Source organism: Chitinophaga sp. CC14, assembly GCF_048957795.1.
Classification (GTDB): domain Bacteria; phylum Bacteroidota; class Bacteroidia; order Chitinophagales; family Chitinophagaceae; genus Chitinophaga; species Chitinophaga ginsengisegetis.
The window spans coordinates 2,463,157-2,484,417 of record NZ_JARBFY010000005.1 but is presented as its reverse complement, the minus strand read 5'-3'; the positions used below and the strand labels follow the sequence as shown (position 1 = coordinate 2,484,417).

At 46.3% G+C, this 21,261-nt stretch carries 17 protein-coding genes and 1 tRNA gene; 11 read left to right on the top strand and 7 right to left on the bottom strand.

The genetic code is table 11. From position 1 onward, the window contains the following. Positions 1 to 101 precede the first annotated feature (101 nt). The 5 genes from PV783_RS29675 to PV783_RS29655 all read right to left on the bottom strand — a co-directional run bounded on the left by PV783_RS29675 (position 102) and on the right by PV783_RS29655 (position 5,055). A tRNA-Met gene (locus PV783_RS29675) sits at positions 102 to 173 on the bottom strand. A 261-nt stretch (positions 174 to 434) separates the two neighbouring features. Beyond that, positions 435 to 2,084 (bottom strand): family 2A encapsulin nanocompartment cargo protein cysteine desulfurase, encoded by a 1,650-nt coding sequence (locus PV783_RS29670; protein ID WP_420990577.1) that lies wholly within the window; start codon positions 2,082 to 2,084, stop codon positions 435 to 437. Then, positions 2,071 to 2,994, bottom strand: coding sequence for a family 2A encapsulin nanocompartment shell protein (locus tag PV783_RS29665; RefSeq protein ID WP_420990576.1), 924 nt, complete (start codon positions 2,992 to 2,994; stop codon positions 2,071 to 2,073). Before PV783_RS29665 ends, PV783_RS29670 begins: the two co-directional genes overlap by 14 nt. A gap of 242 nt (positions 2,995 to 3,236) precedes the next feature. Continuing rightward, positions 3,237 to 4,031, bottom strand: coding sequence for an SDR family NAD(P)-dependent oxidoreductase (locus PV783_RS29660; RefSeq protein WP_420990575.1), 795 nt, complete (start codon positions 4,029 to 4,031; stop codon positions 3,237 to 3,239). A 253-nt stretch (positions 4,032 to 4,284) separates the two neighbouring features. Continuing rightward, positions 4,285 to 5,055, bottom strand: coding sequence for an NIPSNAP family protein (locus tag PV783_RS29655; protein WP_420990574.1), 771 nt, complete (start codon positions 5,053 to 5,055; stop codon positions 4,285 to 4,287). A 96-nt stretch (positions 5,056 to 5,151) separates the two neighbouring features. On the opposite strand from PV783_RS29655, the gene PV783_RS29650 reads away from it, so the two are divergent. From PV783_RS29650 to PV783_RS29635, 4 genes are all read left to right on the top strand, one after another. Beyond that, complete coding sequence (locus tag PV783_RS29650; RefSeq protein WP_420990573.1) at positions 5,152 to 6,267, top strand: suppressor of fused domain protein; 1,116 nt, start codon at positions 5,152 to 5,154, stop codon at positions 6,265 to 6,267. Positions 6,268 to 6,419: 152 nt separating this feature from the next. Next, the gene (locus PV783_RS29645) at positions 6,420 to 7,295 is read left to right on the top strand and encodes a TraB/GumN family protein (protein ID WP_420990572.1); all 876 of its coding nucleotides are present in this window, start codon (positions 6,420 to 6,422) and stop codon (positions 7,293 to 7,295) included. Positions 7,296 to 7,307: 12 nt separating this feature from the next. Continuing rightward, positions 7,308 to 7,811 (top strand): RNA polymerase sigma factor, encoded by a 504-nt coding sequence (locus PV783_RS29640; protein WP_079470833.1) that lies wholly within the window; start codon positions 7,308 to 7,310, stop codon positions 7,809 to 7,811. Next, positions 7,801 to 8,427, top strand: coding sequence for a hypothetical protein (locus PV783_RS29635; protein WP_420990571.1), 627 nt, complete (start codon positions 7,801 to 7,803; stop codon positions 8,425 to 8,427). The genes PV783_RS29640 and PV783_RS29635 overlap by 11 nt, the downstream gene beginning before the upstream one ends. Before the next feature lie 67 nt (positions 8,428 to 8,494). Here the strand turns inward: PV783_RS29635 and PV783_RS29630 are convergent, their stop codons facing one another. Together PV783_RS29630 and PV783_RS29625 are read right to left on the bottom strand one after the other, a co-directional pair. Beyond that, positions 8,495 to 9,391, bottom strand: coding sequence for a glycerophosphodiester phosphodiesterase family protein (locus tag PV783_RS29630; protein ID WP_420990570.1), 897 nt, complete (start codon positions 9,389 to 9,391; stop codon positions 8,495 to 8,497). A 41-nt stretch (positions 9,392 to 9,432) separates the two neighbouring features. Next, entirely contained in the window at positions 9,433 to 11,388 is a 1,956-nt protein-coding gene (locus PV783_RS29625) for a glycoside hydrolase family 97 protein (protein WP_420990569.1), read from the bottom strand. A 647-nt stretch (positions 11,389 to 12,035) separates the two neighbouring features. On the opposite strand from PV783_RS29625, the gene PV783_RS29620 reads away from it, so the two are divergent. Genes PV783_RS29620 through PV783_RS29590 form a run of 7 tightly spaced genes read left to right on the top strand, consistent with a single transcriptional unit; the run spans position 12,036 to position 21,197 of the window. After that, positions 12,036 to 13,814 (top strand): type VI secretion system Vgr family protein, encoded by a 1,779-nt coding sequence (locus PV783_RS29620; RefSeq protein ID WP_420990568.1) that lies wholly within the window; start codon positions 12,036 to 12,038, stop codon positions 13,812 to 13,814. Between the two features lie 18 nt (positions 13,815 to 13,832). Then, complete coding sequence (locus PV783_RS29615) at positions 13,833 to 15,332, top strand: zinc-dependent metalloprotease (protein ID WP_420990567.1); 1,500 nt, start codon at positions 13,833 to 13,835, stop codon at positions 15,330 to 15,332. Between the two features lies 1 nt (position 15,333). After that, on the top strand, positions 15,334 to 15,819 hold the full coding sequence (locus tag PV783_RS29610) for a hypothetical protein (protein ID WP_420990566.1): 486 nt from the start codon (positions 15,334 to 15,336) through the stop codon (positions 15,817 to 15,819). 10 nt (positions 15,820 to 15,829) lie between these two features. Continuing rightward, the gene (locus tag PV783_RS29605) at positions 15,830 to 16,777 is read left to right on the top strand and encodes a hypothetical protein (RefSeq protein WP_420990565.1); all 948 of its coding nucleotides are present in this window, start codon (positions 15,830 to 15,832) and stop codon (positions 16,775 to 16,777) included. Positions 16,778 to 16,783: 6 nt separating this feature from the next. Continuing rightward, complete coding sequence (locus PV783_RS29600) at positions 16,784 to 17,266, top strand: DUF4280 domain-containing protein (protein WP_336389134.1); 483 nt, start codon at positions 16,784 to 16,786, stop codon at positions 17,264 to 17,266. Positions 17,267 to 17,277: 11 nt separating this feature from the next. After that, the gene (locus PV783_RS29595) at positions 17,278 to 20,247 is read left to right on the top strand and encodes a hypothetical protein (RefSeq protein WP_363440824.1); all 2,970 of its coding nucleotides are present in this window, start codon (positions 17,278 to 17,280) and stop codon (positions 20,245 to 20,247) included. Then, a complete protein-coding gene (locus tag PV783_RS29590) occupies positions 20,244 to 21,197 on the top strand; it encodes a hypothetical protein (protein ID WP_420990564.1) in 954 nt (317 codons plus the stop codon). The genes PV783_RS29595 and PV783_RS29590 overlap by 4 nt, the downstream gene beginning before the upstream one ends. Positions 21,198 to 21,261: the final 64 nt, after the last annotated feature.

Here is a 21,261-nt window from a genome sequence, read left to right as displayed (position 1 = left end):
CTTTCAGATATTGATGGCCTGCTGTAATAATACTATTTATTTTTGATCTGAAGCAGGATAAAAAAAGTCCTGCACTTTCCGTACAGGACTTTTACTTTTTGTAGCGAGGAGCGGATTCGAACCACTGACCTTCGGGTTATGAGCCCGACGAGCTACCTCTGCTCTACCTCGCATTGTGGAGTGCAAATGTAGGTAAATAATTTAAACCACAAAATTTAAATGCTCTTTTTTATGAGCACAGCCGCATGTTTCAGGGGAATTGGATTTTTTAAGGGAAAACGTATACTGGTGTAATGTAGTGCTGTAGCGTGTTTGATGGGGTTGGTCTGTTGCAATTTTTCTTTTCAGGAAGATGGAAAAATATTTTTTAAAGAAGAGATGACCAATAGTTTTGATACGAATAAACTGCCGGCCATCTCTTCTCTCTAAAAAAATTATATCCTGCTTCTGCGTAATCTCAATAGTGTATTTACGAGAATATCTATATCGGCGCAGCTGTTGTAAAATGCCAGTGAGGGCCTCACTGTGCTTTCCACGCCAAACCTGCGAAGGATAGGCTGCGCGCAATGATGACCGGATCTTACGGCAATTCCTTCCTGGTTCAGCGCTGCACCAACCTGTTCGGTTGTGAAATCTTTAAATACAAAAGACAACACGCTTGTTTTATCAGGAGCTGTGCCTATCAGGCGCAAACCAGGTACGTCTTTCAATAACTGTGTAGCATATACGAGCAGGTAGTGTTCATACTGGTGTATAACATCAATGCCTATATGATTTACATAATCGATGGCAGCGCCTAATCCTACGGCGTCGGCTATATTACCGGTGCCGGCTTCAAAGCGCCCGGGGGCTGCGTGGTACTGGGTATGCTCAAAGGTTACGTCTTTGATCATATTACCACCGCCCTGCCAGGGTTGTGTTTCATTCAGCAATGCCTCTTTGCCATACAACACCCCGATACCGGTGGGGCCAAAAACTTTATGCCCGGAAAATACGTACCAGTCGCAGTTAAGCCGCTGCACATCTGCACGCATATGCGATACAGCCTGGGCGCCGTCTACCAGCACTTTGGCTCCGGCCTGGTGGGCGAGTTCCACTATTTGTTGCGCCGGCGTAACGGTGCCGAGTGCATTAGATACCTGTGTAAAAGACACCAGCTTTGTTTTAGCACCGAGCAGTTTCTGGTATTCAGAAAGTATGATCTGGCCATCATCATCAACAGGAATTACTTTTATCAGCAATCCCTTTTTGGCGGCCAGCTGTTGCCACGGTACAATATTAGCATGATGCTCCAGGTGGCTCAGAATAATTTCATCGCCGGCCTGCAGGAATTGTTCGCCCCAGCTTTTAGCTACCAGGTTAATCGCTTCTGTAGCGCCGCGAACAAATACAATTTCATTTACAGATGCGGCATTGAGGAAAGCCCTTACTTTTTCGCGGGCGCCTTCATACGCATCCGTGGCGCGTGCTGCCAGTTCATGAGCGGCGCGGTGGATATTTGAATTTTCGTGTTCATAAAAATAGCTGATGCGGTCAATTACGCTCCGCGGCTTCTGCGTGGTGGCGGCATTATCCAGCCATATGAGCCGGTGGCCGTTCACCTGTTCCTGCAATACCGGGAAATCGGCCCTCACCCGGTTAATATCCAGCGGGGGCTGGGTGGCGCCGGTGATACCTGCTGCTTTTTCCGGTAGGAAATAGTAGGAGGTACTTGCGGAAGGCAGCTGCGATGTATAGGTTGATGATGGTATACTTTTCAGCGCCCGTTGCAGTTCCTGTTCAAAAGAAGGATCATAGGCCGTTGTTGGATGCGTGAGCGCAGCCGGTGAAATACCGCTGCCTGCTACGGAAGCAGGAATGCCGCCGTTACCGGAAAAGTGAGGATCCGGTAAACTGGTAGGCGCCTGCGTAACATCGGTTACGCTTCCCTGTTGCAGCAGCGGGTCCTGGATGGGGGCAGCTGATGTGTAACCTGTGTAGGGCACATCATTACCGGATTGCAGGGAGGAAAACAACTGGTTGGCCAGTTTTTCCAATGCGGCAATATCCGGTAATCCATCGGGTTGGAAATTATTTGTATTCATGGTACTTACCTATTTCTACATCATCCAATACGGCAATGGCGTCATCTACCAATACCGCCAGTGAGCAGTAAAGGGATACGAGATAGGAAGCAATGGCCTGATGGTTAATACCCATAAAGCGCACAGATAATCCGGGCGATTGCTCTCCCGGTAAGTTAGGCTGGTACAAGCCCACTACTCCCTGCCTGCTTTCGCCGGTGCGTAAAAGAATGATTTTTGATTTGCCGTTTTCGATAGGCACTTTATCGGATGGTACCAGCGGAATGCCGCGCCAGGTAATGAATTGGGAGCCAAAGAGGGAAACGGTGGGGGGAGGTACACCCCGCCTGGTGCATTCGCGGCCAAAGGCGGCAATGGTAAGTGGATGCAGTAAAAAGAAACCGGGTTCTTTCCATACTTTGGTGATGAGCTCATCCAGGTCGTCCGGAGTAGGCGCACCGGTACGTGTTTTGATACGCTGGGAAGCTACTACGCTGTTTAGCAACCCATATTCCTTATTATTAATTAGTTCGCTTTCCTGCCGTTCCTTAATAGTTTCAATGATCAGCCGCAACTGTTCACTGATCTGGTTATAAGGCTTGCTGTAGAGGTCTGATACGCGGGTGTGTACATCCAGTACGGTATTCACTGCACTGAGGTTGTACTCACGGGGATTATCGATGTAATCCACAAAAGTTTGAGGTAGTTCGCGTTCATCTCTTCCGGAACAATCTACGGTTACATTGCTCTCGTCTTTTACTTTGTTAAGCCTGTACACGCCCGATTCTACCGGGATCCAGCTCATTAATCGCGTGAGCCAGCGGGGGGTAATGGTAGACATCTGCGGCACCGTACGGGTGGCAATGGCGAGTTGTCTTGCGGCGACGTCGCCGAGTGCAGTCTGGACTTTCTGTTGAGTTTCATCAGCCATGAGGGGATCAGTTTTTGAATTTTAAAAAAATGTAGTCTGTTGTCAGATTGAAAATGTGTGGTGGCTCATTTTCAACCTGCTGGTGGGTGTAAGTAATAGGAGTTAAATTAAGTCTTTTTGTTTAATTATCGACGTACATTTTTAATCTGCGGGCATCCGGCAGGCAGGCGCCTGAAATTCCTCCCTGATACACCATCACAGTGGAGGTGCTTTCCGGGAACCGGGTATATTCAATGGTACGTTTAGAAAATAGTTCTCAACAAACCGCCATCAGCGCGGAGCGCTGCACCATTTGTTGCCGCAGAGAGCGGACTGGATATATAAGTAACGAGATTGGCGATTTCTGATACTTTCGCAAACCGTTGAATGAGAGAACTTGGGCGCATGTTTTTGAAGAAGTCTTCTTCTGCTTTTTCTGGGGAGACCATATCCGATTCAGCTAACTTTTTAATAAAATCATCCACACCTTCAGATTTGGTAGGGCCGGGCATTACGGTGTTAACGGTTACGCCGGTGCCTTTGGTAAGCTCCGCCAAACCGCGGCTCACCGCCAGCTGCGCTGTTTTGGTAGTACCATAGTGGATCATTTCTTCCGGGATCATCACCGCCGATTCGCTGGCGATAAAAATAATCCGGCCCCAGTTTTTTGCCAACATCTTCGGGAAAAAGTAACGGGAAAGACGTACGCCGCTCATTACATTTACTTCAAAGAAATGGAACCACTCGGCATCCGTGATTTCTTCAAACGGTTTGGGTTCAAATATCCCGGCATTGTTCACCAGGATATCTACTTCCTGCACTTTTTCCAGCAGCTGGTTCACTTCCTCTACTTTGGAGAAATCGGCTGCCACGCCGGTTACCTGTGCATCCGGCACCTGCTGTTTCAGTTTTGCAATGGCTTCGTCTATCCGGGCGGCGGTTCTTCCGTTGATGATCACCACGGCGCCTTCCTTTAGCAGTTGTAACGCAATGGCCAGGCCGATACCCTGGGTGGAGCCGCTGATCAGCGCCGTTTTGCCCTTTAATTGTAAGTCCATAGTATAATGATGTTTAATCGTTTACCGCAAGTAAAAAAATAATATACTTTATTGATAAGTATAAAGTTCTTTATACTTTTATGACATGATCAGTTTTGAATGGTATCGTACATTTAAAGCGATCTGACAGTCAGGTACATTAACAGGCGCCGCATAGGAATTGTTGATTTCACAGGGGTAAACTGTTTTATACGCAGATCAGAAACCGGTATGATAAACGGAGCGGCGGGTAAAGCCCCGCCACTCTGTAGTATTACAAGTCTGAATAGTCTGTTGGTCTGAGGAACAGGATCTCTGATTTAGATACATTGTGACTGTATTCTTCCATCGCCGACAGCGCTTTCCATTTCGGATCTGCACTAAATGCTTTCCAGTGTTCATCACGATCTTCCTTATTGTTGAAAGTGGTCATGTACATCAGGTTGGGCATGCGTGGTCCTGAAATAACGGAAGCATAAAATACCGCATTAAAGTTGAGGTTCCGGAAGATACCGATTTCATCGCCGGTATTGAACATCTTCACTTTGTTAACATGGTATTTCTCGGAGGGACTTTCATAACTGCGCAGCTCATACACCCGCTCATTTTTGGGCGCTTTCAGAGCCGGCGCTTCCAGTACGGGCATTCCGGGAAACGCCTGTAGCAGGATAGATTCTATCCTGGTGTAAGGAATATTATTCCAGGCCGCATCCGTATAGTCTTTCCCGTTAGCCTGAAAAGATTTATCGGCCTGCAGGGTTTTATCCAGGTTGACGAACTGTTCGAGCGACTGGAACGGGATCAGTACATAGATCCGGATCTCAGCAGTGTCGGCGGTAACCGGTTTGAAAACGCCGGCCTGTTTGATGCCTGCATGGTGTAAAGCCGGGAGGAATGTTTTCTCCAGGTAATTATCTACCAGTGTTTCCTGTGCTTTCGTTTTCAGGTGGTAGATTTTGATCTGGTAAAATTGCCGTTCTTTGGCGGTGAGTGTAGCTGAACCAAACATCATAAGTGCCATTAGCAAAGTGGAATATATCTTCATAGAAATTAATTGTATACCTGACAAAATACAGCAATTGAGGCAGGAATTATAGTGTTGCCCGAAAGCCTTATTTTGCGGATCTTAAAAAGAATAATTATGTCTGAGCCGGTAATGTTGATAGACCAGCCTAATAACAGAGGAACTTTATACGCCGTAGTGGAGCAGGATGATAGAGTGGCTTATTTTTACCTGTATCCTTCGGAATTACTGACCACAAAGTATTCCCCGCGGCCGTGCTGGTTACGGAACCTGCAGCCGGCGCCGGCAAAAAAGGATGTTGCGGCCATGAAAGAAGGGATGGCGCCCATGCTCGAAGCAGCCTATTGCAATCACCCACAGGGACTCGAACCGCTGGAAAAAGAGCGGTTGACAATTGTATGGACGGAAGAGGGAGATGGAGCAGCGGTATTGTATGATAATGAAATACTGGGGGTAATACCCGGCTGGAGCCTGTACAATGATGAACATGCAGTGGCCTATGCAGCAGATTGTACCGGCGCCGGCGAAAATGACCGGCTGATGCCGCTGGGCAAGCGTGGCACCAACGCCATGTACGAACGCATAGATCAGGCCATTGCCTTCTGGAAAGACTGGGAAGGGGAAGCCAGCCAGGCATGGAGCATTTTGCAGGACCAGTATTTAAAAGCATACGAAGCGGAGTTTGGCCCTATTCAGCAATACTATGCCATCGACGGTGGGCAATGGCCCCCGATGGCACTGGGTAAATTTGAGAAAGACGACGTAGTATACCTGCTCACCCTGGGAATCAGCATCCGCCCGATGCCGTGGGTAGAACTCCTGTACAGCGACCGCGCCCCCGGATTCCGCCGTATGGAACTGGCGATGGCAGTGAGCAAAAAAGATTTTACAGATAAAGAGATCATGGCAATGGCCGGCCTGATGTCCGGTATGGCCGACCGGCCCTGGAAACAGATCACCTGGCTGGGAGAAGGTCATACGGTAAGCTCGGAAGAGCTTCCGGCCCCCTTTGAAAGCGTAGTGGTGTCCTCGGCCTTATATAATGGCCCGGTTATCGGGCTGCCGGAGGTATATGGCGATAAGGTGAACTTATACTGGTTAGCCCCCATTACCAAACTGGAAAGGGAATATGCCCATTCTCGGCCCAACGCAGGCTATGATCTCCTGGAAAAAATGATTCATCATAACCTGAATCACATAGTTACCCGCCGGTCTGAACTGCCCTCTGATTAATGAGGATACCTCTTTTATATGAAAGGTCTGCCGCAAAGCAGACCTTTCTCTTTACTAGCAGCGGGTTTAAGAGATTTCTTAAAAAAAGTTGAAATAATCTGTAACGAAGTGATTCCATCGCCTACTAATTCTGAAAAGAAAATCAAAAGCACATGAAAAAGATCTTCAGAAATATAACAGCAGCTACACTGGTAATCACAGGCTTATTTGCAGGTAAAACATCCGCACAGCAACCTACCACCCAGGATAAATCATTATTATGGGAAATCAGTGGTAACGGATTAGCGAAGCCCTCTTATTTGTATGGTACCATCCACATGATTTGTGAGAATGATTTTAAAGTAACAGAAAAAACAAAGCAGGCGTTAAGTAAATCGGCACAACTGGTTATTGAAGCCAATATCCTCGACCCTAATATCAATACCATTATGGCTAAAGCAATGGCGTCTGATGTGCCGTTGAGCAAAAAATTATCTCCTGCTGATTACCATGATGTAGATTCTATTCTGAAAAAGAAATGTGGTGTGCCTTTGGCGCCGTTTGAAAACTACCAGCTCGCAGCTACCATCTCGTTGCTGGCTATGAAATCATTTCCCTGCCAGGAACTAAAATCTTATGAAACTACTTTTATACAAACAATGCAGGCAGATAAGAAACATATCGGCTACCTGGAAGGGCTGGAAGAACAGGTGGGATACCTGCTGAAATCATACACCGACAAACAAATTGTTGAACAGGTAAAGGCTTTCGACAGTACCAGCATGAACATAAACCAACTGGTGGCAGCCTATAAAGCCGAAGATCTGGCCGGTATGTACAACCTCATGACTACCCCCGACCAAATGGATGAAAATACCATTCACTGGATGCTGGAAGTACGCAACAAAAACTGGATAGATAAAATGCCCGTAATGATGCAGCAGGAAAGCACTTTCTTTGCTGTTGGCGGCGCACACATTGCAGGCCCTGTTGGATTGATTAAATTATTAAGAGAGAAAGGATATACTGTTACACCTATTCTGAACTAAAGCTATCACCGATTGGAAAACAAGGAAAAAGAGTTTCTTGAACTGGTTGAAGCACACAAAGGAATTATCCATAAGATTTCCAGGATGTATATGGATGCTGAAGATGATCAGCAGGATCTGACACAGGAAATTATCTACCAGCTATGGAAATCTTACGACTCCTTTCAGCATCAGAGCCGCTTCTCTACCTGGATGTACAGGGTTGCACTGAATACCGCACTGGTATTCTTCAAAAAAGAGAAAAGAAAAATGGCGGTTACAGACACCATGCCGGAACACATCGCAATGGAAGAAAATGTAACAGCCACCAAAGAACTGCAACTGGCGCACTTTTACAGGGCGGTACAAAAACTGGAAAGACTGGAAAAGGCATTGGTTTTTCTTCACCTGGAAAATTATTCCCATAAAGAAATCGGGGAAAACCTGGGTATCTCTGAAGGGAATGCAAGAATTAAACTCAGCAGGGCAAAAGACAAATTAAAAGAACTGATTAAAAAACAAGGTTATGAATTTTGATGATATAAAATCCGCCTGGAATAACGATAATGAAGGCAGTAACATAGTTGTTCCTTCCAGCGTTGACCAGTTAAAAACTTTGCAGCTGCCGGTGGAAAAACTCCGTAAGGCAATGCAGATGGAATTTTTTGTACAACTTTTCAGCCTGATACTGATTGCATTCATGCCTAAAATTTTTTCACTCAACCCGGTGATGGTGATACCTTTCTATGCCGTGTACCTGGTGATAATAGCCATCTCTGTTCAATATTATTACAAGTTCAGAACTTTTTATAAGAGTCTTGGTACAAATATCCTCAGCTCAAAAGATAATCTATATGCCCTGTATTACGAGGCTAAGCTGAATATTGAAATGTATAAAGCATACACCTATACGCTGCTTCCTTTTGCATTGATTATTGGCGTGATGTACACAGTAGGTCATAAAAGCGGTGAAATTGCCCGCTTGCTGGCAAAGGCTGCTGATCATCAGGGAATCGCGCTGGGATTGGCTGCATCCTTTGTATTGCTGGTGTTAGCGATCACCGCCTTAACAGAAGAATGGATTAGCCAGGTTTATGGGAAATACCTGAAGCAGATAGGACAGGTACTGGAACAGTTTAAGGAAAATGCGTAGGTAAGATTTAAAATAAGAGGGGGGCTGATAATCATTTATCAGTCCCCTTCTTATTTTGAATTGAGTATTATTTTTGGTAGCTGCCCACCAGTTTTACCAGTTTATCAGGGGCATTTGAAATAATACCATCTACTCCCCAGGAGATGAGTTTTTTGAAATCGCCTTCGTCATCTACGGTCCACGGAATCACGGCAACTTTTTTATCGTGAGCTTCTTTTACCAGTGCCGGCGTTACCAGCAGATGATATGGGCTATAGATGGTGGGCGTGAATCCCAGTTTCTCAAGATTGACGTTGAAGCTGTCTTTATTGCCTATCAGCAAAGCCGTTTTCTGAGCGGGATAGGTTTTGTGTAATTCCTGGAGCGTCCGGATGTCGAACGACTGGATAGTAACCCGCTCCATTATTTTTTTCCTGTTGATGACTTCCATTACCCGGGCTACAAATTCCGCTGGGCCCGGATTGTAGATGCCGTCACCATCGGGAGCGCTTTTTGTTTCCATGTTGTAAAACACCGGTTTGAGGTGATGTGTTTTTACATAGGCTTCCACGCTGTCTACCAGGTCTGTTAACAGTGGCCGGTGAACCATCATTTTTTCCTGTTGAGGAAAACGGGGATGTGGTTTTGTGCCAGCATCATATTTGCGGATACTGTCGTAAGACATTTTGTATAATGCCAGGCCTTTTTCCTCGGCTTTGGAGATGTCTGAGCCATCAGGCTTACGCATAAATTCTGCCGACATATACGCATCATGCGATACTACCACCTGTTGATCTGCTGTAATGATACAGTCGAGTTCCAGTGTTCTGGCGCCTAACTTCACAGCATTGATCATGGCGGGTATGGTGTTCTCCGGCATCAGGGCCATTCCCCCGCGATGTGCCTGTACATCTATTGGTTGTTGTGCTATTGCGCTGCCGGTAAACAGGCTACCCAGGACAGCTAAAAATAAAGTACGGTTCATAATTGCAAAGAGAATATAAATGGTTTATCCGCAATGTTATTTTATTGTTGCTTCACGATCCTTGCGGCCCATCCGCCGCCAATGTTCATCACTACGGGTATTTTCGAGTTTTTATCTACCGTTATCTGTTCCATTTTATAGTCCTGTGCATTCCTGTCGGCGTTGATCCCGTCTTTCCAGACATGCATGGTATAGGTACCTTCCGGCAGGAAAGAGCAATCCAGTGTTAAGGTACGTGGAGTGAAATTAGTCATGCCACCTACAAACCAATCGCCGGTTGCGGCTTTGCGTGCAGTGAGAATATAGTTGCCAACGCTTGCCTGCAGGGCAATGGTGGTGTCCCATACGCTGGGAACTGCCTGCAGGAATTGCATGCATTCCGGTTCTTTGTAGTAGTGGGTGGGATTATCTGCCAGCATTTGAAGGGGGCTTTCATAAACCACGTACATTGCCAGCTGGTGGCAACGGGTGCCAATGCTCATCGGGTTGCTGAAATGAGGTGTCCAATCATTTTTTTGTGCATTCAGCATAGCGCCGGGAGTATAGTCTGCCGGACCTGCTGCCATGCGGATAAAGGGAAAGGTAACGTTGTGGTCCGGTCCAATGGATTTGCTTTGATCACCTTTGCTTTGTTCCATTCCGTATACGCCTTCAAAGGAAATTACGTTGGGGTATGTACGTTGGAGTCCCGCCGGTTTGTGGGCGCCGTGAAAGTCGACCAGCATTTTATGTGCAGCGGCAGCTTTGGCTACCCTTTCGTAATAATTTACCATCTGTTGGTCGTCGCGCTGCATGAAGTCAACTTTAATCCCTTTGATATTCCATTTGGCAAAAAGTTCCATTGCGGCATCCAGCTGCTGATCCAGTGCCAGCCAGGTTGTCCACAGGATGATGCCAACATTTTTGGAAGCTGCGTAGCGCGATAATTCTTCCATATTTATGTCCGGTACTGTTTTCAGGAGATTACGGGTGTCGCTCCAGCCTTCGTCCAGCACTACATATTCCAGTTTGTATTTAGCGGCAAAGTCGATATAATATTTGTAAGTGTCGGTGTTCACACCCGCCCGGAAATCCACCTGGTAAATATTATTATCGTTCCACCAGTCCCAGATGGCCTTGCCCGGCTTCACCCAGCTATAGTCGCCGGTGGAGGGCTCTGCCAGCTGATAGGGGAGTTCATTAACCAGCAGGTCTTTATCTTCCGGCGCTATCATCACAATGCGCCAGGGTAGTTGGGAGGGGCCTTCTTTTTTGGCGATAAAGTTCTCCCGGGTTTCTACTTCTTCATCCCGGTCCGAGGTTACTTTTTTCTTTATGGGGTAGTGAGGAAATACGGCTTCCAGTGTGTTGCCGCCATTTCCCTGTAACCACATACCGGCGTGGTTAAGGAGTGCGGTTTCCGTGATCAGTATTTTGGTGCCGTTTACGCTGAACAGTGCGGGCAGGCTGGCGAGGCTTTTGGGGCCACTGATATTATCTATAGTGAGCTTTTGATAAAGACGTTCGTTATGGGAGAAGAACCCGCTTTCCACCGGGTACCAGGCGCTGTCTTTTGCCTGGAGGGCAAAGCCGGCCTGCTCGTTCACCACCTGCCAGGCGCCTTTGTTGTTGATGAGCCAGCGCCATGCAATACCGTTATTGTACGCGCGCCATTGCAGGGAAGTACGGTTTTTAAAATTGATCTGCAACTGATCGTAATGATCTTCAATGAAGGTACTTTTCTGTTTTACTACCGGGCGAAGCGTTTGTGTTACGGACGATGTTTTAGTACCGGCAACTTTCCAGTTGCCACCAGGACTAACAGATGTAGCCACACCGATAGTGGCCGGTTGCAGCAGTACTTTGCCATCGTAGGACAGGGAATACTGTATACTATCCCTTACGGATATACGTATAGTTGTTTTGCCATCGGGCGAGTGTAGCGTATATTCCTGTGCCACCGCTGCTATGCTCCCGGTGGTGGCTATCCATGCAAGTATCCATCCTTTCAGATTCATTATTTCCGTTTTAAGTTGTATAAAATATTGTTCCCCGATCCGGAGAAGAGGGGTTAATTTAATCGTTATTTTATAAACTTTACATGATAAATTACTGCCGGTAATTTCTTTCCGGAAGATGCTGTTGTTACTGGTGTTTTACCGGGTACGGACTGCGTTACAAAAGTTGCGCTCAAACGCCGCTACATCAAATCCCGGTTGTTCATGCCGGTATTTTATAAGTCTTGTTTTTTGCTAGATAAGTTTATCCTTCACCGTTAGTCTGTTGTTCCTGCACTACAAACTGAAATCATTTTTGCAGCGATATAATGACAGTTATGAGTAATACGAAAAGTGCCACAGTACGGCTTTATATAACATGTCTTAAAGATTGTAAACATTAGGGATCCTTCTCATATTATTGAATGGCAGAGCTCTTTTGTTGCATCCTTTTAGTGTGGTTATTTTTTTGTTTTTGAGTGATTGAAATTGTGACACTTGTTGTATATTAGTTGCTGATTATAAACCATGTCAATCTACTGTTGCATGTTTTAACCCGTTAATAGCAACAGCAGGTATTAATTCCAATTTTTTTGAAGTAATGACCCGATATCATTTCTGTGATGATAAAAGGTACTAACCATATTTAAAACCGTAAAAGCTGCGAAATGTCATTGTATACGCACACCTCATTTACTATTGGTGATCATCAGTTTACTTCTTTTCATTCCCTTGCCCTGCATCAGGCTATCCGCGGCCATCATAGCTTTGAAATCATGATCGGGTACGACTGGCTTACCAAACTTGGAAAAGGATTGTTCAATGCCGGCAAGGAATTCCTGGGAAAAGAAATTTCTATCTCCATAAAACCCGTTGAATCAAATGCCGTATACAAACCTTTGAATTTTAATGGTATCGTTAGCGGTATCAGCATGGGAAAGGAAACAGATGGCACGCATGGATTTTGCGTGATCAAAGGGCATAGCGTTACCATCCTGCTGGAAGACGATGAGCACATCGCGTGTTATGAGCAGAAAACATTGTCGGCAATTGTGAATGAAGCCCTGAAGGGATGCGGGCCTTATGCCAAATCACCCGCGGTAGATCCGGCACACACCGATGCACTGAAGTATATTGTACAGTATAAAGAAACCACTTATCAGTTCATAGACAGGCTTGCCGCCCGTTTCGGGGAATGGTTTTTTTATGATGGAGAGAAAGTAGTATTTGGAAATTACCGGCCGCAGAAAACAACGCTTACACACCAGGTAGACCTGATCGGGTTTAACCTCGATCTTACGGTGAAGTCCAACAACAGCCGCTTCTATGGCTATGACTACCGCCAGAACCAGGCGGTAAGCAATGATACCTTATCCGTGCCTGCGGGTAACACCGACGTATATACGAGCCACCTGAAAGAAGTAAGTGAAAGGCTGTATAAAAAAACATCGCAGTATAAACTGAACCAGTCGTTTGGCACTGCTGCGAAATCGCAACTGGATAAATATACGCAGGTACAGAAGAAAGGAAGGCTTTCCCAGATGGCCATACTGAAAGGTACCAGCCAGCAGAGTGCATTGCGCATTGGAGATATTATCACCGTTAATGAATCGGTACTTTCCAATGAGCACCATGGCGAATTTGTAGTAACCCAACTCGCGCATTACTGCACAGAAAACGGGTTGTATAAAAATACATTTGAAGCCATCCCCGCAGCTGCGGCCATGCCGGAGGTAGACCTGTACCGCACACCGGTATGTGAAGCGCAAAGCGCCGTGGTAACGGATAATAATGATCCCAAAGGACTAGGCCGCGTGCGTGTGAAATTTCAGTGGCAGCAACAGGGAGCTACTCCCTGGCTACGATTGGTATCCCCGCATGGAGGTACTGAGAAAGGGTTTTATTTTATACCTGAAAACGGGGAGGAAGTATGGGTAGATTTTGAAGGCGGTAATCCTGAAGTACCCATAGTACTTGGCACCGTGTATAACGGAAACGCCAAAACGGGCTTCGGCGATGCACAGAATAACCTGAAGGTCATTAAAACCCGCAGTGGTCACCTCATCCGCCTGGATGATACCGATGGCGCAGAAAGCATCACCATCACGGATAAATCAGGCAACATCGTTACGATGGATACCAATGCACAAAGCATTAACATCGCCGCGATGGAAAACATCACCATCAATGCTAAAAACATCAGCTTTACGGCAAAAGAAAACATACAGGTGAGCGCAGGTAAAAACCTGTCGCAAACCGCGGTGAAAGACTTTAGCCTGCTTGCCGCCAATATCAAAGAGGTGGCGGATGATACGCTGCAGCGCACCGCTAAGAATATTGAAAAAACTGCCGAGAAAGTGAGCATGAACAGTACCAAAGAGAATATTGAAATGCACAGCGCCAAACAGATCGTGAATAAAAGCGGCGACAAGGCAAAAATGTTTTAACCCCACAACCAGGCACAGATGGGAAATATGATCTCAATAGCAAAAACAATTGTTGAAAGCTCCGAGCTGTCAACTACCTATGCCACTAATGGTGATATCAGTTTAAATGCCGCCAGCCAGGTAAAACTGCGCAGCACGGAGAAAATTATTTATGATCAGTATAAGGCGCCGGCAATAAAAGAAAAGGAACTGAAGAAATTCCTGGTGCACTTCAGGCGGCCGGCAGACTATAAAGGAGAATATGGGTTCGACTGGCTCCGGGATGAATACATCTATGCTATTAATTACATTGAACGAGATAATAATAACCAGCCCTGTAACAGCACAATGCCGTTGGTGAGCGATGTAGCCGCTGCTAAAAAAGAATACCTGAAAGATGTAAAAAGCCCGGTGAAGCCATACGGCGTGGATTATTACCCCGCCTGGCTGTCACTTTTTCCTTACACCAGCTCACAACAGTTTAAATATGGTTCTTCCATGAACAAAGACGGCGCCCGGCTGGATCTTGAACTGGAGGAAATAGAAGAAGTGATCAGCGATGGTACTGAAATTATCTTCGAATCAAAAAATCCTAACCTGAAAATAACCCCGCAGAAAGTAAACATTGCCGCATTAATGGGAAGCGGCCAGCAAACACGTTTCCGGCCAGGCGGAGTGAAGGTTAAGTACTATACGCTGAAAGGTGCTGTAACTGTGGTGAATGCCAATGCCCCGCTACAACAGCATGAGGAAATAAAAGTGTTTGCAAAGCTGGGCAATAAAAAAGAGGAAGTGGGAAAGCTGATGGTATATAATAATCACGTCATCCCCAAAATGGAACTGATACTGGTAAAGGTAGGCACGCAGGCGAACAGTCTTCCTGCTATTGATCAGCAACTGGTAAAGGACATAGAATACCAGTTTAAAAGAGGTTCCTATAACCAGGCGCTCATCCGGGCGGAGATTAAAACGGATACCATTTTTGAAACGGGTGTACTTCCTTTAACAGACCACGACGTTACCAGCTACTGGAATAATGTGTTAGGCGGAGCTGCATCTTTCAATGAGCAACAGTTCCTGGAGGAGGTGATCAAACTGTATGAAAAATATGGGCAACATAAACCCAATGGTGGCCGTATTAACGCGGATGCCAACAAACGTACCTATATATTCCTCACCGATTTGCCCGCCGGTTTTAACGGCATCGCTGCTGCCGCTAATGGTGATGTGATAAAGGAATTTGTATGGGGAAATGCGTTCGTTGTATTCCTCAAAGGACTGAATCAACGGCGTACCCTGTTGCATGAAGCCGGGCATTCCCTGGGGCTGCAGCATACTTTCAGCGCCGGGCAGCCTACCGCCGGATTAAAGCCGCCGCCCTATACTTTTTACCAGGGCCACACCGATAACATCATGGATTACACCTGGCAAACAAACGGTAACCTGAACCCGTATAATGCCAAAGATAATATGCGATCCTTTTTTAAGTTCCAGTGGGACATAATGAGACAGGACCGGAGTTTAATTTTAAATTATTAGTATGCGCGGTAGTTTGCTTGCCCTTTTATTGATGCTAACGGTAATGGATATACTACCGGCACAAACAAAGCCCACAACCAGTTCCGTGGCCTGGGTACACTTCGGTATTTTCTCAACCGGTATCCGGGTGAAGTACCGCGTTACGCCCAATGTACTGGAGCGCTACTGGCTGGATACCACCGGTGTGAAAATAGATTCCTCCGTACAAACATTATCCGCCGGCCAATGGCAGCGGAGTCGCTTTGTACTGGATTCTATCCCTTCGCTGTTGTTAACCGCCGGCACTACTACCTATAGCTGGGGCTGCCTGTATTGCGGAGAGCAGCCGGTGATAATAGTGGAAGTAGGATTTACAGATAAAAGACCTCCTATGTCGTACCAGATAGATGCCGACACCAGCCGGATTCCGGCTGCTATCAAGAGTTACGTGGGAAACGTAAAAAAAGAGGTGTCTCAACTGATTACCGAAGGGAATAAAAAAAAGTAGCTATACCGATATGAGTAACCGTTCATTCCGGTTTAACCCGGTACATCTCAGCAGGACTTATGGCGTAACCTATATTATTCAATCAGCCGGTACCGAACAGGCAATCAGTTATGAAATAACAGTAAGCTGTTCTAAAAGATTACCCGGTAATATGTTCCTGTTTGAAATCAATAAGGGACAGGTATACATTAATGACCAGGCGCCTGAAAAGATGATTGATAAGCTCGCGGAGCAATGTGGAAAAGTATTGTATCCATTACAGGTAAAGGTGAATGAAGCCGGACAATTTACCGGCATCGCCAACCAGTTAGAGATTGCTGCTGCCTGGGCGGCGGCTAAACCCACTATTCAGCAATATTATACCGGCGATATTACAGACGAAATAATAGCGTATATGGATCTGGCGGTAAGTAGTGAACCACATATTTATCAGTCGCTGTGCCGCGATTGGTTTATGGCTCTTTATTTTGCCGATCTGTATCAGCCAGGCAGCGATATCATGAAACGCGAGCTCACTGCGGCATTGCCCGTAATGCCTTATACAACACCGGTGTTGTTTAACGTTACCCAGCAACCCATTCAGCACAATACCGCCAGCGGTAGCCTGGTGCTTCAGCAGAAGGGCAACTGCAGCGATCCGCGTAGCGTGGAAGACATCTCAGCAGAAAAGGAAATCCCTTTGTCGCGGCAGTTACACGGTATTCACACCCTCATAAAAGGACAGGTGGATATCTCCTATAAATTATATCATACCGATTATTCTATCAACGCCATAACAGGAGAATGCAGTTTGCAGCTTGCGCCTGGCCAGGATAAAAAAGTAACATTCACCATCTATCATTTACGGGAGAAAGATAAAACGCAGGCGCCGGCAATGTCGGTGTTGCTGCCGGAAAAGGAGCCGTCCGGGAAAAAGAAAAGTCTCTTTTCCTACTTTTTCAACCGTGGAGAAAATTAAAAAGATATGAGCGAAAAACATCTGGTTTGTCAGGGTGCCGTTTGCAAGTGCCAGTTTGGTACAGCTCCTGATAAGCTGAAAGTGAAGAGTCAGCAGGTGCATTATATCAACGACAAAGACGGTGCAGAGAAACCGTTGGGGAATACCAAAGATATTGGTCAGCCTTTTGAAGCCAATACCTTTGGCAGTTGCAGTAAAAAGAATAATAACCCCTGTACTCCGTCGGTGACTGCCTGGAGCGGGTTTTATGATAAAGTAGTATTGCCGGGAGATGCTTATATTTTGCTGGAAGACAGTAAAGCTACCTGTGCTACCGGCGGAAAAGATTGTATCTCTATCACCTTTCACGGGCAAACTGCCGACATGACAAAAAAAGATGCCGAGAAAGCCGATAAAGAAGTGCAAACGCACCTGAATCCAATGATGGATGTACAGAAAGTAGAAGAAGATTTATTTCTGATCCGGTTTCCACAGGGACAACCGTTTTAAAAATAGTTGCCATGTCTGATAATAAAAAGCTGGTAGTCACGATCCCGGCAGCAAAAGGATCGGTAGATGTAAAAACTTCCACCGCGGTATTAAATGAAGCGGGAACCGTGCGGGCAGAAATGAAACGCATTACCACGATGGTGGAGAAATTGCCGGCGCCTACGAAGCTCACCGTTCCCATGAAACTGCCGGAAGGCGATAAAACACCGTACCGCTGGATCTGGTCGATGTTGCGGACGCTTACATTTAAGAAAACGGATGTAAACGAAGCGCTGAACGGCCCCGTGGTGCATCCCAACTTCCCGAAGATAGTAGAAGGCGGCGGACTCGGCTGGCTGGAGCCTTTCCTCGATGGACATGAGCCTACCAATTCAGCGGCGCATGGTTACTTTATTGCTGCGCGCGGAAAGCCGGCGATCCTGTCGGCCGAGTGGCGGGAGTTTGCAGCCAATAATGACGGCAAAATTATTACCGGAGGCAGTAAAAAATTCAGGGAAAGCGTACAACTGCATATTTACACCCGTGCCATGTACGGCCAGGAATTACGGATCTTCCTGATGGACAATGACACCGCCACTGCCGATGATGATCTGCCGCCATGGGAGCGGGTTGCGGGAGAAGCCCAGAAGGAAAAAGGAAAAGAAACCCCCGATGATGCCATCAAATATTTCACGCGGCAGGTGAAAATAATGCCCATCCTGCCAGACGAAACCACCCGCGGAGAAGCTTTGCAGGTAAGTGATTACGTGGTAAAGGATAAATCAGGGAAAGATATGAAGGTGGCCGCCGGCTCCATCACCTACCAGAACTTTGTACAGAAAATAGTGGTAGACGTTTTCCTGGATGACCTCTGGAAGCCAGGTGCAGGCGAAGTCCTGGAAATATATCCTATCGTAAAAACACGCGATGGCAAGATCACTAAAACGTTGTCGAAGTGCTTTCTCAACGTAAAGGAAGATCCCCAGGTGAAGGAATCTCCCCTGATGTATGGTGGTAATAAACCCGTGCTGGCCGGTGATATTCCTACCAACACACGCAAGTTCCAGCCCTGTAAGTATGGCATGATCACCGTGGAAGATAAGGACGGGGTACAAACCATCTTTGATGAAAATGTACTGGACTTTAAAGCCCCGGAAAATCTTACTTATAACATAGTAGCAGGAAGTGAAACCGCAAAGAAAACCATCAAGCTCAGTGTACAAAGCCTGGTGACCCATGAAGATGAATGTACCGCGTCACCAAAGCATAAAGATCATGTAATAGACCTGAGCAGCTTTGGCGCCAAAGGATATAAGAAAGAAGATGTGAAGGCCGGCGTAAAACGGGAAAAGGAGAAAGAGAGCGCAGCCAAAGGGAAGTTTGAAATAAAAGCCAATAACTATAAATTTAAAAGAGATACCAATGCTTCTTTTTCCGGCGTAATAAAAGTATCGGATGAAGAACTTGAATTTGATGCACAGTATAAGTATAATTTCTTTGACGAAAACAATCATGTGCTTTTCGAGCGGATCCTGGGCTACCTTTGGATTCCCGCCGCACAGGCCGATCATTTCCCGGTAACCATTCAAACCTGCCGCTGGAAACATGTCATCGACTTTGCCGTGTACCCCGATATAAAATGGACCGCCGCCCTGGCGTTCAACATGGACAAAGCCGACTTTGACGCGCTGAAAACCAAATTCGCGGAAGCCAATAACGGTAAGGGAATAAAGAACGCGCTGCAACGGTTTACCATGAACCGGCTGGAAGGCGTGGAGAAGATCGGCGAAGCTGCAAAAGGCCGCTGGAGCAAACCCACGCCTACGCTGGATCGTCACAATGAGGAGTTGGGCACCGAACTCGGTGAAATGTTCGCGCTGCCAAAAGATAAAAAGGCGGCGCCAAAACCTGTAAAATCGAAAGGTAACTTTGCAGAGCTGATTGAACTGCTGAAGGAATTCGATTTTTCCATCAAGGTGGAATGGAATAATGATACCGAGAGCGTGGATCCCATCGAGGATATGATCGCCAAGTACTACAACATATTAAAAGCCGGATGGAACCTGGTAAAAGAGTTCAGGAACATTATTCATGGCAACCATACCACCAAAGCAGATACCTCCGGTGATGATGGAAAGGATCCCGACGAGTTTATCAATAAAAACAAAGGAAATCCCGATAAAAATATCCAGGGGCTTATCCAGCGGATGCAGCGGAAGCCGTTTGATTATGAACTGCAGTTTCCAAAGCTGGGTCTGGCCGCTTCGTGGTACTACGAAACCATGCCACCCCAGAAAGGCGACAGCAAGTTATGGGGCGCCGGCAAAACCGTGCTGGTAAAGCTGGACGCCAAACCGCTGGTAGGCATCGATCTGAAGTGGGACTTCCTGGAACTGCTTTGCCGCCGGCATCCCATTGCCTACGCCATCTTAAAGGCCGTGGATGCGCTGTTGTACATCTGCGCGGACGACGACAGTAAAGTGGACATCAGTGTAACCTTATCCGGTAAAATAGACCTGGAGGCCACCTTTAAACACAACACGGTAGGAGGGAATGTATTCACCCGGACCGCCGGCGCTTCAGAAAAGAAAGAGGACCTGATAAAGGGCGGCGCTGCGGTATCGGTGAAGCTGGAATGTAAGCTGTACCTCAGTAAAACAGCCACCGCATTTAAGGTAAAAGTAGTGGTAGCATTGGGGATAGGGCTCGAAGGAAGCTCTGGTTTGGGATTGCAGGCAAAGATTGGTTCTGACGACGCCGGGTTGTTTGTGGGATTTGACCTGATTTTTGAAGGCATAAAAATTGAAGGGTATGTAGAGGCTAAGGTGAATGTAGGGGAGAAAACAAAGGAAGTAAAAAAGAAGAAAGGAGAACCGGAGAAGCCGGCCGAATATAATAAACTGGTGGAAGCCAATCCCAAAGCGTCTTTTGAAATCGGTATCGATGAGAAAAAGATCTCTTTGAAAAAAATATACTTAACAAAAAAAGAATCGGACGGATGAGTAAACCAGCAGTTATCATCTCATTAATTTTAATGATCGGCCTGCATAGCTGCGGGCAGGGAACAAATGCAAAAAAAGAAAGCATGAATCAGGGCATTAAGGAAAAATATCTGAACAGTTATAAACTGGTAAAGAAATATGACTATAATCCACGTTTTATCCTGGATTTTAACAGCTACAATTGTACTTATGAAATACTGGTTAATGATATGCCCGCCTATACGGACTTTGGCAGCGGGAACCAGGGTGGCGCAGTATGGCCCGTATCTCCCAATATCCTGAAAAGCGGTAAGCAAACCATTACTATCAGGGTATTTCCAAAAGTAAACGACGATGACAAGATGGATCCGTTTTTACTGGCGAAAAACTGTGGCCTGGAAGTAAAGGTGCTGTATGGCGATGAAGAAAAAGAAAAGCCGAAAGAATACAAACAACTCTTTTATTATAAAATGCCTGAAATAAAGCTGGATAACGTGCCGTATCTCGAATTTAAAGGCACCTTTGAGGCATCCACACCTTACCAGCTGAAAGGATGGAGCCAGAGCCAGGATCTGCGGAAAGAAGATAAAGCGCAGCTTACCAAAGAAGTGCTGGCCTTCTACAACCAGTACCGCAAGCTGATGGCAGACGGCAATATGAACGCCATAGCGGAGCAGATCTACAACCGGGAACTGGAAACAGAACAGGCTTATTTTCAGAACAAACCCGCCGATGCAGCAGAAACCTGGAGCCGGTTTGACCAGATCAAGGCTTATCACCTGGAAATGCTGCCACTGGAGCATTATGAACTGCGTTTTTTTGGTGATGGCCGGGTAGTGGGATTAATCCGGACAGATGATGAACTGAGGGGTGAATCAGCCCTGGCAGGCATTACAGACAATAAGTATAAGATCTATAACCTGTTGCTGCATAAACCGGCAGGCAGCGATCAGCTGCAGGTAATCCGGTAATACAACCGATTTATGAAAGAAAGGGAACAACATATCCGTATGTTGTTCCCTTTTATTTTGCCGT